The organism is Paenibacillus sp. NPDC093718 (assembly GCF_050279985.1).
Lineage (GTDB): Bacteria > Bacillota > Bacilli > Paenibacillales > Paenibacillaceae > Paenibacillus_AQ.
Genome location: NZ_JBNNUS010000004.1, coordinates 609,899 through 623,051, shown reverse-complemented (window position 1 = coordinate 623,051; position 13,153 = coordinate 609,899). Strand labels below are relative to the sequence as shown.

10 protein-coding genes are annotated in these 13,153 nt (G+C 50.5%); 9 read left to right on the top strand and 1 reads right to left on the bottom strand.

What is annotated here, in order from left to right; all coding sequences use genetic code 11:
* The first annotated feature begins 224 nt into the window (after positions 1–224).
* The 7 genes from ACQKPA_RS15620 (at position 225) to ACQKPA_RS15590 (ending at position 9,349) form a co-directional block, all read left to right on the top strand.
* A complete protein-coding gene (locus ACQKPA_RS15620; protein WP_427493529.1) occupies positions 225–911 on the top strand; it encodes a hypothetical protein in 687 nt (228 codons plus the stop codon).
* Between the two features lie 272 nt (positions 912–1,183).
* Positions 1,184–2,752 carry a peptidoglycan DD-metalloendopeptidase family protein gene (locus ACQKPA_RS15615; RefSeq protein WP_427493528.1) on the top strand — a complete coding sequence of 523 codons (1,569 nt, stop codon included), beginning with the start codon at positions 1,184–1,186 and terminating at the stop codon, positions 2,750–2,752.
* 1,160 nt (positions 2,753–3,912) lie between these two features.
* The gene (gene yycF / locus ACQKPA_RS15610) at positions 3,913–4,644 is read left to right on the top strand and encodes a response regulator YycF (protein ID WP_071219355.1); all 732 of its coding nucleotides are present in this window, start codon (positions 3,913–3,915) and stop codon (positions 4,642–4,644) included.
* A complete protein-coding gene (gene walK / locus ACQKPA_RS15605) occupies positions 4,644–6,473 on the top strand; it encodes a cell wall metabolism sensor histidine kinase WalK (protein WP_427493527.1) in 1,830 nt (609 codons plus the stop codon). Before yycF ends, walK begins: the two co-directional genes overlap by 1 nt.
* The gene (locus ACQKPA_RS15600) at positions 6,470–7,750 is read left to right on the top strand and encodes a YycH family regulatory protein (protein WP_427493526.1); all 1,281 of its coding nucleotides are present in this window, start codon (positions 6,470–6,472) and stop codon (positions 7,748–7,750) included. The genes walK and ACQKPA_RS15600 overlap by 4 nt, the downstream gene beginning before the upstream one ends.
* Positions 7,751–7,788: 38 nt before the next feature.
* Positions 7,789–8,538 (top strand): two-component system regulatory protein YycI, encoded by a 750-nt coding sequence (gene yycI / locus ACQKPA_RS15595; RefSeq protein ID WP_427493525.1) that lies wholly within the window; start codon positions 7,789–7,791, stop codon positions 8,536–8,538.
* Between the two features lie 7 nt (positions 8,539–8,545).
* On the top strand, positions 8,546–9,349 hold the full coding sequence (locus ACQKPA_RS15590; protein ID WP_071219359.1) for an MBL fold metallo-hydrolase: 804 nt from the start codon (positions 8,546–8,548) through the stop codon (positions 9,347–9,349).
* Between the two features lie 224 nt (positions 9,350–9,573).
* On the opposite strand, the gene ACQKPA_RS15585 is transcribed toward ACQKPA_RS15590, so the two are convergent.
* Positions 9,574–9,837: an alpha/beta-type small acid-soluble spore protein gene (locus ACQKPA_RS15585; protein ID WP_427493524.1), complete on the bottom strand. Its 264-nt coding sequence runs from the start codon at positions 9,835–9,837 to the stop codon at positions 9,574–9,576.
* A gap of 1,116 nt (positions 9,838–10,953) precedes the next feature.
* On the opposite strand from ACQKPA_RS15585, the gene ACQKPA_RS15580 reads away from it, so the two are divergent.
* Both ACQKPA_RS15580 and ACQKPA_RS15575 read left to right on the top strand, forming a co-directional pair.
* Positions 10,954–12,321 carry a S1C family serine protease gene (locus tag ACQKPA_RS15580; protein WP_427493523.1) on the top strand — a complete coding sequence of 456 codons (1,368 nt, stop codon included), beginning with the start codon at positions 10,954–10,956 and terminating at the stop codon, positions 12,319–12,321.
* Between the two features lie 412 nt (positions 12,322–12,733).
* A complete protein-coding gene (locus ACQKPA_RS15575) occupies positions 12,734–12,901 on the top strand; it encodes a CxxH/CxxC protein (RefSeq protein WP_006207301.1) in 168 nt (55 codons plus the stop codon).
* Positions 12,902–13,153 lie beyond the last annotated feature (252 nt).

Here is a 13,153-nt window from a genome sequence, read left to right as displayed (position 1 = left end):
TTCAGCATAATAAAACCGGATTCATCTACTAGGTTGCTAGGGATGGTTCCGGTTTTTTCATTTTGGAATGGGCCTAAAACTAACGGAATCATGAAATATATCAAATGGAGGTAGAAAAAATGAGGGAAAGAGGATTGAAGCGATTCCGAGTCGTCAATACTGGAAAAAGAAAGCAATTATCGCCATGTCATTTCAGAGCATGTATGAGGAAGGAGGAATACGGGATGAAGTGGACGAAATGGCTGCTGAAAGTTAGCTTGACCGCCATCCTGGTGAGCACGCTCACGATTGTGACAACAGGCATCGTGGTCAATGCCTATATTCAATCGGTGTTGTCCAGTTTTAACATTCAGCTGGAGACGGAGCCGATGGGGGTTGGGGGCATTATGATGTCGATGCTGGGCATGGGATCCGGCACCAAGCCGGATGTCGACAGTGTCAACCCCACGGAGGATAACAATAGGGCAGAAGATAAGAATGCCACGTCCGATGAACCAACGCCAGGGAGCGGCTTGGATCGTAATGGAGGGGCACAAGAGGATGACGAGGCGAATTCGAACCCGGCGGGAACGACGGGTGAGCCGCCAGCTGATGAAGAGGCACCTGATAATTCCTTGCCGGTGATGGGCACGAATACGACAGAGTTGCCTGACGATTCCTCGCTGGAAGATCAGGAGATTGTGATGACACCGGGGGAAATTGTGGATCGGAAGGACAGTTTGCCAACAGAGGAGAAGGAAGAGATTTTTACCATGCTGATGAATAAACTGCCCCAATCGGAAATGCAGAAGATCTCCGCGGCGATGGAGGATGGACTGACCGCAGCGGAACTTGCGGACATCGAGCAGGGCATATCCAAATATTTGAATGCCGAGGAATTCGATAAACTGATCACCATGCTTAAAGAATAACGGTATAACGGCTATCAGGCCTGTTCTGTCACTGTTTTGTCACTGACTTGCGGAGGTTATAGATTAGGGAAAATCAGGAAACCCGCGCCCAGCGCGGGTTTTTCGCTGTTTTCGTAAACTTGAAATGATTGTAATGGCTATGTTAAAGTATACGAAGATCGAAAAGGTTAAAATTTTGATACCTTTTGACAGGTTGTGTCATATTCAATGCTAAGTCAGCGAGTTCAAATGAACAGATTCTTACATATGAACAAGGCTTAAAGGAGAGAGACATGAAAGGATCTAAGGGGAAACGGTGGATGGACAGCCTCTTGCGCAAGCAAGCAGCCGATCATTCTGCCCACAACAACAACTCGAATCGAGAGCCCTCGGAGCCGTCGAATCCACAAAAACGGGGATGGACTTCACCGCGCAGGTGGATTTGGATATCGGCAGGGGCATTGCTCATAGCAGGATCGATATATACGGGCGGAAAAGCGTATGTGAACGCGAATACGGTTCCGTTCTATCATGTGTATGTAGATGGAAAAGCCATCGGTACCATTCAAGATGATGCCCAGCTTGACCAGCTGCTCAAAGAGAAGCAAAAGGAGTATCAGCAGGAGCACCCTGATGTACTTATGGTGCTTCACACCGACGGCATTACAACGAAGGCCGATCGTTCCTTTAAACCTGAGGTGAACAGCGAGGAGACTCTCCTAAAGCTTGATAACATGCTGAAGGCATATGCCCGCGGTGTGGAGCTGAAGGTGAACGGCAAGACAGTTGCCATCGTCAAGGATCAGCAGGCAGCCAAATCTGCCGTCGAAGCGGCCAAGCTGAAGTTCGCTCCGGCAGCTGCCCAGAAGGAGAAGACCCAGAGGGTCGCTTTCACGAAGACGTCGGCATCGGCATCGAGCAAGAAGAGCGATGACGGAAGCGGGCTTCAGTCGGTAGATATTAAGGAGAAGATCTCGCTTGCCAACACGAAGGTCGACCCGAACAAGGTGCTGGATGTGGAAGAAGCAGTGAAGGTGCTTACGGGCACGAAGGACAAGCCGGTGGTATACACGGTGAAAGAGGGAGATACGATTTCCTCAATTGCGCAGCATTTTGGCATGAAGTCTGCTGACGTCATGGCGCTGAATCCCGGGCTGGAGGAGAAATACGTTCAGATCGGGGCCGAGCTGCAGGTAACGAAACCGGAAGCGCCGCTGACGGTAAGAACGGTGGAGACGGTGTCGGAGAAGCAGCCAAGCAAGCCGGAAACGGTTGTCCGCAAGAGCAGCGAGCTTCCACTGGGGAAACGAAAGGTCGTTCGTCCCGGGCGGGATGGCGTCAAAACCGTTGATTACATCGTAACCAAAGAGAACGGCAAGGTCATCTCTAAGCAATGGACAGGCCAACAGGTGGTTCAGGAATCCCTGCCGGAAGTGGTGTATAAAGGCACCAAGGTAGCGCCTAAGAAAAAAGCGGCAACGGTGACCCAGAAATCCAGCGGCAGCATGTTCGCATGGCCGGTCAGCGGGGCACGCATTACGAGCTCCTACGGTCATCGCTGGGGAAGAAGCCATGAAGGTGTCGATATGGTTGGCGGAAGCACGATTATGGCAGCCGCCTCGGGCAGAGTGGTCTTCGCCGGTCAGCAGAGCGGTTACGGCAAGGTCGTCATTGTCGATCATGGCAATGGATATCGCACCCTGTATGGGCATATGAGCAAGATTTCCGTGAGCAACGGACAATCGGTTGGACAAGGCTCCAAGCTGGGCGTCATGGGCAATACGGGCCGTTCTACTGGAACTCATCTCCATTTCGAAGTGCAAAAAAATGGAGTTGCCCAAAATCCGATGAAATATCTGTAGTTCTGTGTTATACTAGGTAAACCAATGCGACATAAGCCATTATTGGTTCATATATCATAATAGTGAAGATGGCCGCTCCTTAACGGGGGCGGCCATCTTTGCGTCTTGCAGGCGGTGATTTGGGGATGTGGGACAGAACGGGAAATAATCTGCAGTGGGGGCGCAAGCGGTGTCCTTCTCCGTCGCTGTTGAATTCGGAAAACAGGAATGTTGCGTAAGATGAGATTTTCCGAATTCAAAGGCGATCGCTGCCGCTCTCCGAATGACACCGCTCGCTGCTGCCGGAGGTTTTCCCTTATCTGTCGAATCCATCCCCGTGCTTTCCGCCGGGAAGCGGTTGGCCGCCCCCCTGAATAGGGGTGGCCGTTGGGAGGCGGTGTGGGTGGGAAACATTCAATAAAAACTATTCTCTTTTGTAGGCGTAGACTAGGAGATTAACCAACGACAGTATCACTACAGCAATAAACATATTAAAGGATACAGCGTCGCCGCCGGTTCCCAATTCATCTGCAAGGTAACCTATTTGATAGGTTAGATGAGCGGATACTGCCAAACTAATAAGGGTAATTATTGCGATTGTAAAACCATTGATTACTTTATGGCGATTCCGAAAAATCATGATGAACAATGTGATGATCAGAATGAGGATAAACAGAATATATATGGGTCTAAAATGAGTAACTATATTTGTACTTTCCATCCAAATAACTCCCCCCTGTATTTATAGATTGAGCTCTGAATCTTAACTTAAATAAAACGGATGAAACTCCCTCAAAGGATGATCCCATCATAATCCAGAAAAGTTATGAATTTCAACTATCGAGACGGTCTTACAAGTGAATGATTCTATCCTTATCATCATTTCAATCCGCATACTCATGAAGCAAAGGGAGTCCACACTGGTGTGTAGCGGCGGCAGGTGTGGTAAAATGGGAAGAAGATCGTTTAAGCGGTGAGTTCAAAAAGTCAAACTTTCAGCACCAAGAAGGTTGGATGAAGCTAGGGATTGAGGAGTGGAGCGTACGTTTTGGGTACGAGAGCACCGGAAAGCCCGGTTGAATTCAAGATTCGATGTCGAGTGGGCTACTAGTGCTACTTCGTGATCAAAGAGGGACTTTTTGAACATCCTCTTTAAGTGAAGGTATGAGGTGAACAGGACGATGCAGGGAACCATTCTGGTGGTGGATGACGAACAACCCATCGCCGATATTTTAAAGTTTAACTTGGAAAAAGAGGGCTATGAGGTCATCTGCGCTTTTGATGGCATTAGCGCGGTGGAGATTGCGCTTACGAAGCGGCCGGATTTAATGCTGCTTGATTTGATGCTGCCCGGAAAAGACGGAATGGATGTGTGCCGCGAGGTACGTGCCGCGAACCTGCAGATCCCGATCATCATGCTGACGGCAAAGGACGGGGAGATTGACAAGGTGCTTGGACTTGAGCTTGGCGCGGATGATTACGTGACGAAGCCGTTCAGCACCAGAGAAATATTGGCACGCGTGAAGGCGCATCTGCGCCGTCAGCAAAAGCCGGACAATTCAGCAGATAACACAGGCGGCACAAGTGCAGGCGGACAAGGCCTGCGGCTGTTTGAGCTGTTCATTGATACCGATATGTACATGGTATATAAAAGCGGGGAAGCGCTCGATCTGACGCACCGCGAATACGAGTTGGTGTATTATTTGGCCCGTAATGCCGGTAAAGTGATGACTCGTGAACATTTGCTGCAGGCGGTATGGGGGTTTGAATATTTTGGTGATGTGCGGACCGTGGATGTTACCATTCGCCGACTTCGCGAGAAGATTGAAGAGAATCCGAGCAAGCCGGAATATATCCTGACTCGGCGCGGTCTGGGCTACCTGATGCGCAGCGCTAAAAACGGAGGCCTGTAATGAAGTGGCTGTCCTTCTTTCGCACCATTCAGGCGAAGGTCATCATCATTTATGTCCTTCTCATTCTGATCGCGATGCAGCTGATCGGGGTGTATTTTGTTAGTGCGATGAAGAACTCGCTGACCAGCAATTTCACGAAGGACTTGCAGGAGCGCGCAGAGCTGATGTCGGTTCTGGCGGCCAAGACCCTTGGCGGCGAGAATGTTACGGAGGAGGACCCGTATGAGAGCCTGCGCGTCATGGTGAACAATCTGTTCAATCTGAACGGAGCCGAGATTCAGGTACTGGATTCCACCGGGCGGGTACTTACGACCTCGCTGCCCTCCCATGCCGATTACGTGAACACGAAGAACACGCAGACGGTTGTCAGCCGGGCCTTGCAGGGCATACAGGATAATGAAGAGTACATTATCGATGATGATAACATCCGCAAAAAAGTGGTGGCCAAGCCCGTCATGTACAACGAGAAAATCGTCGGCGCGATTTATATCGTAGCCAGCATGAGCGAGCTGTATAGCACGATGCAGCGGATCAACAATATTTTTATATCGGGCATTCTCTTGGCCCTTGGCTTGACGGCGGTGCTTGGCGTCATCCTGTCGCATACGATTACCCATCCGATCAAGGAGCTGACGAAGCATGCCCGGGCCGTCGCGGACGGCCGGTTTACCGAGAAAACGCCGGTGTTCGGCAGCGATGAGATCGGCCAGCTCAGCCAGGCGTTCAACTATATGACCAGTCGTCTGCGCGAAGCCCTCTCGCAGAACGAAGAAGAGAAAGAGAAGCTGGCATCGATTCTGACCAATATGAGTGACGGCGTTATCGCAACCGATGAAGCGGGACGTGTCATCCTGATGAACCGGCGCGCCGGGGAAATGCTGGGCGTGGAGGGAGAAGAGCTGGCAGGACACGATATCGTGTCCCTGCTGGGGCTTGAGGAGTCCGAATCGGAGGCGCTGGCGCGCAGCGAAGGGCACGATTCCAAACTGCTGGAGATTGTGCCGCGCGAGGGCAGCGAACCGTTTATGATGCGTGTGACCTTTACTCCGATTCATCGGCGGGAAATCGGCATCACCGGTACGATTGCGGTGCTGCAAGACGTTACGGAGCAGGAGAAGCTGGAAGCGTCGCGGCGGGAGTTCGTGGCGAATGTATCCCATGAGCTGCGTACGCCGCTGACCACCATCAAGAGTTATACCGAGGCGCTGGAGGATGGGGCGCTGGAGGATAAACAGATGGGGCCGCGATTTGTCGGCGTCATCCAGAACGAGACCGGCCGGATGATCCGGCTGGTAACGGACCTGCTGCATCTGTCACGGCTTGATTCCAAGGAGGCTGCTCTGCATAAGGAGCCGACGGACATTGTGGAGATGCTGGAGGACGTAGGGGACCGCTTCTCATTCCAAATGAAGCAAAAGCATATCCGCACCATTATTGAGGTGAAACCGGGCGTATCGACAGCTATGCTGGACCGGGATGGCATTGATCAGGTTCTCGATAACCTGATATCCAATGCCCTTAAATATACGCCAGACGGAGGCACTATCACGATGGATGCAAGCATAACGGAGGAAGGCATGCTGTCCTTATCGGTAAAGGATACCGGGATCGGCATTCCGAAGAAGGATCTGGACCGGATCTTCGAGCGCTTCTATCGGGTAGATAAGGCCCGGACGCGCAATTTAGGCGGAACAGGCCTCGGATTATCCATTGCCCGGGAAATTGTCAGGGCACATGGAGGTTTTATTACGCTTCAATCCGAGCTGGAGAAAGGTACCACGGTGACCTTTACCTTGCCCCTGGATAACGAGGGGAGGGTGGTAACGTGAAGGAACGATTAAAGACCATTCTGTTGGTTGTGCTGGTCGTGGGCAGTTTGCTGCAAAGTTACATTTTGATTTTCCGCTTCCCGGGCAGTGATTCGGTTGTGCAATCCAAGAACGCCTATATCCGAACCGAGGAAATGGGCCCGGAGGAAAAGGCCGAGAATCTGCTCTTCCCCGACAAGATGATCATTCATCTGGGCGAAGACCAGCATACGGTGTTCTATCCGAACGATACGTTCTACAATCTCGTATATAACAGGCTTAAAGGGAGGACCTTTGATAATTTTCAGCGTCGGATGGTCAGCAATATCGACTGGGCCAAGGTTCGCTCCGAGAATCGGGGTATTGAGCTAAGCTTTGATTCGGGCATTCCGGTTACGCTGCTCCAAAGAGTGATGCAGATCGTCCCGGACACCCTGTTTGAAGGGGAAAGCATCAATAAAATATGGCTGTACAGCGTGGAAGGCGAAGCAAAGATCCATGTCATGTTTTTCAGCACGGAGGGCGATGTGGTCTATGAAGCCGCGCAGGCGGATTTGACCGTCCAGGATGTGGATCAACTGGTGGACTTCGGGCTGAGCTGGACGCCTTATAAGATGGTGGATGGCCGGTATTATACCCCGGCGAAGGAACTGAATATGGTCAGCATTGAACTGCCGATTGGCGAATATACGGTAGAGCAGATGCAGCGCAGCCTGTTCTTTGACCCTAGCATCACGCGCAATATCCGGGAAAAAGACGGCTCCGAGATTTATACAGACAGTAAGCGGAGCCTGCAGGTGGATCAGGGGCAAAAATGGATCAGTTATACCGATCCGGCTGCGCCGCCATCCGGTGAGAGCAGCCCCGGCAAGGATGTGCTGTCCGCCATCGATTTCGTGAATCAGCACGGGGGCTGGAATGGCACGTACAGGCTGGATAAGGCGGGTGAATCCGAGGATCGAACGCTGGTGAAGTTCCAGCAGTATTATGGTGGATTCCCGATCCTGAATACACCGGGCTTCCAGTATGGTGTCATGGAATTGGATTTACAGCAGGGGACGGTAACCTCGTATGAGCGCTCGCTGCTATATCTTGAGTCTGCTGCCTTGAAGAAACAGATGGTGAAGCTGACAGGGGGCGAGGCCTTGGAAGTGAAGTTGAAGCCATACATTGAGGAGAAAAATATGGTTATGGGTCTGGATCCTGCCTATTTACCGGTTCGGACGGGAGAAGGGCTGCTGCTGAAGCCTGTATGGGCCTTAGAGCTCCAGAACGGGTCGGTTATCACACTCGAATAATGATAGAGATCGGTATTGAATTATAAGGAGGGAAAATCATGGATTGGGGCCGTGCCAAAAATGTATTGATTTACGCGTTTTTGCTGCTGAATCTGGTGCTGGGCTATCAGCTCTGGATGGATTACCGCGAGCAGGTCGGCTCCAATCTGGATTTTACCTCGCTTTCCGAGAGCACGCAGCAGGTGATTGAGGAGAATAGGATTCAACTGCTGAGCCCGATCCCGACAGAAACGCCGCAGCTCCCCAAGATTAATTATATCTACAGCGCGGAAGCGCAGGGAGGGCCGGTAGGGCTGGAGCAGCCCATTGACACGGAGCTGATTTACGCCGATGAGAAGGAATTGCGGAATGCGCTGGAGGGCAAGATCAAGGATCTCGGGATTTATCGCCATGATCCGCAGTCGGATAAAGAGAATATCATCGTATTCCGGCCGCTGGTACAGAAGGAATGGCCGCTGTTTAATGTGGAGTTGGAGTTCATTTACGAATCCCAGAAGATCCATGCGTACCGGGAGCCGGTGTTCGAGATTATGCCAACCGACGATATGGAGGAACAAAAGGTTCTGCCCGCATCCAAAGCTTTGGAAACGCTCATTGAACGTAACTTCATCCCGCCTGATTCGGCGGTAAGGGACATTCAGCTAGGCTATTATGGACAGTTGTTTAATACGGAGGACCAGTTAGCAGCACCAACCTGGCGGTTTACATTGGATCATGGCGAGATGATCTATGTACAAGGGATCAGCGGGGACGTGCTGACGCCAAAAAGCGATACAACAAAGGAGTAACAAGACTATGGGGATTTCATTTTCCGTGCTGTCGAGCGGCTCAACGGGCAATGCGACCATTGTCCGCAATGAGGATACGACACTGCTGATTGATGCGGGCTTAAGTGCACGGCGCATCGATGAGTTGTTGAAAGAACGCGAAATGATGGGGGAAGAAATCGACGGGATCCTGGTCACGCATGAGCATTCGGATCATATCCGGGGGCTTGGCGCGGTTGCGCGCAAATATAATCTGCCCATCTATGCGAATGAGAAGACGTGGGAAGCGATGAGCAAGTCGCTGGGCAAGATTGCGGAAGAGAACCGGATTGTGCTGGAGAGTCATGAGGTCAAGGATTTTGGCACGCTGCGGGTGGAGCCGTTTGAAATATCCCATGACGCTGCGGCACCGGTCGGTTATTGCTTCTATGACGGCGACGAGAAGCTGGGCGTTGCCACGGACCTCGGTTATGTCAGCGATAAGGTGAAGAAAGCGCTGGATGGATCGGATGTCCTGGTGCTGGAAGCCAATCACGATATCGAGATGCTTCGGATGGGACGCTATCCGTGGAATACCAAACGCCGGATTCTCGGCGATATGGGGCATTTGTCGAATAATTCGGCAGGCGATGCCTTAAGCGAGCTGCTGACGGGGGATACCAAACGAACGTATCTGGCCCATCTCAGCCTGGATCACAACATGATGGAGCTGGCGAGAATGACCGTCCGCGATACGATGGAGGACCGCGGCTGCTTCTTCAAGGACAGCGAGTTTAAATTGTGTGATACGTATTATGACCGCCCGACCCCTTGGGATAAGGTGGGCGAATAGGCATATGGTCGACAGCCATCCAAGGCATGCCCCGGATCACACACCGTACGCACAGGGAGTTTAGATAACGACATTCTTATCAATGAAGTATTCCTTTTTGAGCAATTTTATATTAGTTATCATTATATAGACATAACTAAAACAGCCCCACTATCATAGGGAACTATGATGTGGAGCTGTTTTGCTGTTTTAAGGATACCGAGTTCCGAGAGACGAGGCTCGTTTTAACGCTTACTGAGACTCTCTTGTGCCATACGCACCATCTCCCGGACCATGGAACCGCCAATCGCACCGCCGACTTTGCCGGCCTGCCCGGTGGTCAGGTCTCTGTTGTCGCCCGGTTTAAGGGGGACACCGAGTGACTTGGCCACCTCATATTTGACGTCCTGCTGTCTCTGCGGGTCCACTTGATAGCCTTCGTTCCGCATGACGTCGGTCATGAATTGCTGCATTTCGGGACTCCGGCGCCGCCTTGATCTTCTTGCCATCCCATAACCCTCCTTGCAGTATGGTTTCCCCTTCATAACATTCCCTGCGGGTCACCTGCAGATGAATGGATAACCTAACCAGTTCAAATATGAGGGAGAGCTGAAGAGAATGGAACCGAGGCATTCGAGTAGTCCAAACGGGATAGGCCGATCTTGTCTGTAGGAGCGAAGCGTAAGGAGGCTGGAAGTTTTTTCAATGGATGGTGTAGGAAGAATAAGTTGCGGGGAATCCAAATAGGAATGATGTGTGGGTCCCCGGAGATCCTTCGACTTGCGGTTCAAACAGGATCGATTTCGTCATGAAAGACTGATGGTATTGCCATTTTCTTTACACAATTGTCCGGTAGTATGTTAAGGGGGAATGTGCGAATGAGGGTTGCAGGCTGTTGGGGATAGCGGATATGCCGGAAGAGAAGTATTTGGACCATTGAAGAAAATCCCTTCATTATGGAACCGTTTGGTCGTCTGTTACGTATACAAGGTTAATATGTTCATCCGGGCTATTCATTGTTATGGATTGAAGAATCTGTCATTATACCGACTCTTAAAATTGCCATCAATTTGGCATTTGTTTTTATCAAAGAAAGCTGACGTGAACCTCTGTTCGTGTGGTACAATAGGAACACTAGAAGTTCTGAATGCTTCTGTTAAGCACTTGCATTGAACAAGGCACCAGGCATTTCGCATTTTTAAAATACGGATGGCCCAAGTTTTCCCATCTTTTTTTAGAAAAAACAGATGTTTCGCGCTTAAGTCGCCCTGTTTGTGGTAATAGAAGAATACAGGGTTTTTTTTGAACTGTCGGGTGGCAATACATACCTTTTATGGAACTAGATTTCAGGCGATGGATTGAGATATTCGATGTAGAGCGATATTTCGATAAAAGTTCAAATAGAATGCTCAAAAATGCAACTTTTTGAGCCGCTGAAGAGTCATTACAATAGAGAGATATTTACAGGTGGCACGCTGCCGATTTCATAGGAAGCTAGATACACTCGGTGCAGGGCAGGTTGTTATGACGACAAGATGATTTCATAGGTCAGTCGGTAATGGCGGAGAGTCTGAAGCTGGTAAAGTATCTTGACGCGTAGCAACCATGGGGAGAGAGGGATCGCAATGGGATTATTTGACGATGATTTCTATTCAACTAAAATTTCCAGACGGAGCAAAAATACCAGCGAGGACCGACCTGAGCGAACGAAGTGGCGGACGACCCGCCGTAAAAGGGGTTTATCCACATTTCAGATTTCCGCGATTAGTTCTGTGTGCAGTGCTCTGATTGCGGTGATGTTATTCAGCTTCATAACAGGACATCCAGCGACCTCTTCACCGATTACCATGATTAATGGCAGCCATCAGCTGTCCACGTCCGATGGAGATCCCTATGAACGGATTATTAGCGCTGCCCAGAAGGTGCGTCCGGCCGTTGTTAGCGTGCTGACGCATAAAGAGACCGTGCTTCCTGAAGAGGAAGGTATCGAGGGTGAAGGTCTGGAGGAGCAGTCCGACACGCTGTCTGAGGATGAAGGGGACTACGAGCTTCCGGAAGGGTTCGACTTCGGCGAAGATTTTGATTTTGGCGAAGATTTCGGCGGTTCACAGGAGGACGCCCTGGGCTCTGGCGTTATCTTCAAGAAACTCGAAGGCAAAGCCTTCGTGATTACGAATAACCATGTGGTGGAAGGCGCCGACTCCCTGGAGGTTGTGCTGGTAGGAGGCGAGAAGAAGAAGGCGACCTTGGTTGGCACGGACAACGTCAGCGATATTGCCGTTCTGTCGATTGACAGTAAAGGCATCGGAGAGGTTGCAGAGTTTGGGGATTCCTCCAAGCTTCGTCTCGGCGAAACCGTCATCGCCATCGGCAACCCGCTGGGCCTTGGCGACACGCTCACATCCGGGATTGTCAGCTATACGAACCGTGTGATACCCGTATCCTTGAACCAGGATGGCATCTACGATTGGGAGCAGGAGGTCATTCAGACCGACGCTGCCATTAATGAAGGGAATAGCGGGGGCGCTTTGGTGGATTTGAACGGTAAAGTTATCGGCATCAACACGATGAAAATTGCAGACACCGGCGTCGAAGGCCTTGGGTTTGCGATTCCGGTCAATGAAATTACGGAGGTTGTAACCGAGCTGATGCTGAAGGGGCATATTGCCCGCCCTTATCTTGGCGTATACACCGTAGACTTGAGTAATCCGTATGCTCCGTTGAGTAAGAAGGAGAAGGAGGGCCTCAAGCTGCCGAAGTCCGTAACCGAAGGCGTGGTCGTTCTGGATGCGCTTGGACCTGCGCTGGATGCGGGTCTGCAGCTGAATGACGTGATCGTCAAGCTGGATGGCAAGCCGATTACGACAACGCTGGAGCTGCGCAAGCACCTTTACTATAACACGAAGGTAGGCAAAGACCTGGACGTGACCTTCTATCGTGACGGCAAGCTGCAGTCGCTGAAGGTGAAGCTGGAAGAGAAGCCTGGAGAATAAGGCAGGCTGGATCGGCTGACTTGGTTGGCCGAATCACTGCGGATTTTTTGGAGTGAACGTGCTTGTCCATTGTTTAGTGCAGCATTCATGGGTATATATTATGGTTAGCGTTGAATAGTATCCCATATAGAGAGATTTGAAAAGGGTTAGATACGAGCCGTGAAACGGCCGCGAAGAAGAGCGTGGATTACGCTCTTTTTTGCTGTCCGCATTGAAATGATGGGGGTAATAAGGACTTTTGATGTGAAATCCATGGATAGATAGGAAGCTTTTGAGGATTGAAATCCGGCCGGGATGAGCAAATGGGTTAAAAACATTTCTTTTTCTCGTAGAGTGTGGTAGAACAGAAGAGTGGCTATACTGGTTTGAAGATAAACACAACATGAGGCGAAAGATAGAAAGGATGCATAGAATGTACGTCGTATGCAAGGAACATGTGGAACTAGCGATCGAAAATTTCGTGGATGAATATGAGGATGCCCCGGATATTGTTGATCTGAAGGAGACCGAGTTTTCGGACTGGGACCCACCGGTGAAGTGCGCGGAGTGCGAGAAGCATGCTGAGTTTTTAGTTGTGTAACGTGAACATGTTAATTAAATAAATAATGCGAATGAGAAAGCGTGATGATTTCACGCTTTTTTTGTTTAGACGTTCTTGAGGAGCGGTTTCGTTCATGAACAGCCTTTTCATGGAGTGTACGAAGAGGTAAATAATAAGTACGGCCAAACATTCCGATCGTTGTCTCTGGAATGAGCAACCGGCTTCGTTGTACAGACCTTCATAGTGTATGATGGATGTATAGATTACAGCGAGGCGCGATAACCTATCGTG

What these genes read in the sequence shown, in the direction of transcription:
- ACQKPA_RS15615 (WP_427493528.1), top strand. Translation starts at nt 1,184, where the DNA reads ATGAAAGGATCTAAGGGGAAACGGTGGATGGACAGCCTCTTGCGCAAG.
- ACQKPA_RS15585 (WP_427493524.1), bottom strand. Translation starts at nt 9,837, where the DNA reads ATGGCAAGAAGATCAAGGCGGCGCCGGAGTCCCGAAATGCAGCAATTC.
- walK (WP_427493527.1), top strand. Translation starts at nt 4,644, where the DNA reads ATGAAGTGGCTGTCCTTCTTTCGCACCATTCAGGCGAAGGTCATCATC.
- ACQKPA_RS15575 (WP_006207301.1), top strand. Translation starts at nt 12,734, where the DNA reads ATGTACGTCGTATGCAAGGAACATGTGGAACTAGCGATCGAAAATTTC.
- yycF (WP_071219355.1), top strand. Translation starts at nt 3,913, where the DNA reads ATGCAGGGAACCATTCTGGTGGTGGATGACGAACAACCCATCGCCGAT.
- ACQKPA_RS15620 (WP_427493529.1), top strand. Translation starts at nt 225, where the DNA reads ATGAAGTGGACGAAATGGCTGCTGAAAGTTAGCTTGACCGCCATCCTG.
- ACQKPA_RS15580 (WP_427493523.1), top strand. Translation starts at nt 10,954, where the DNA reads ATGGGATTATTTGACGATGATTTCTATTCAACTAAAATTTCCAGACGG.
- yycI (WP_427493525.1), top strand. Translation starts at nt 7,789, where the DNA reads ATGGATTGGGGCCGTGCCAAAAATGTATTGATTTACGCGTTTTTGCTG.
- ACQKPA_RS15590 (WP_071219359.1), top strand. Translation starts at nt 8,546, where the DNA reads ATGGGGATTTCATTTTCCGTGCTGTCGAGCGGCTCAACGGGCAATGCG.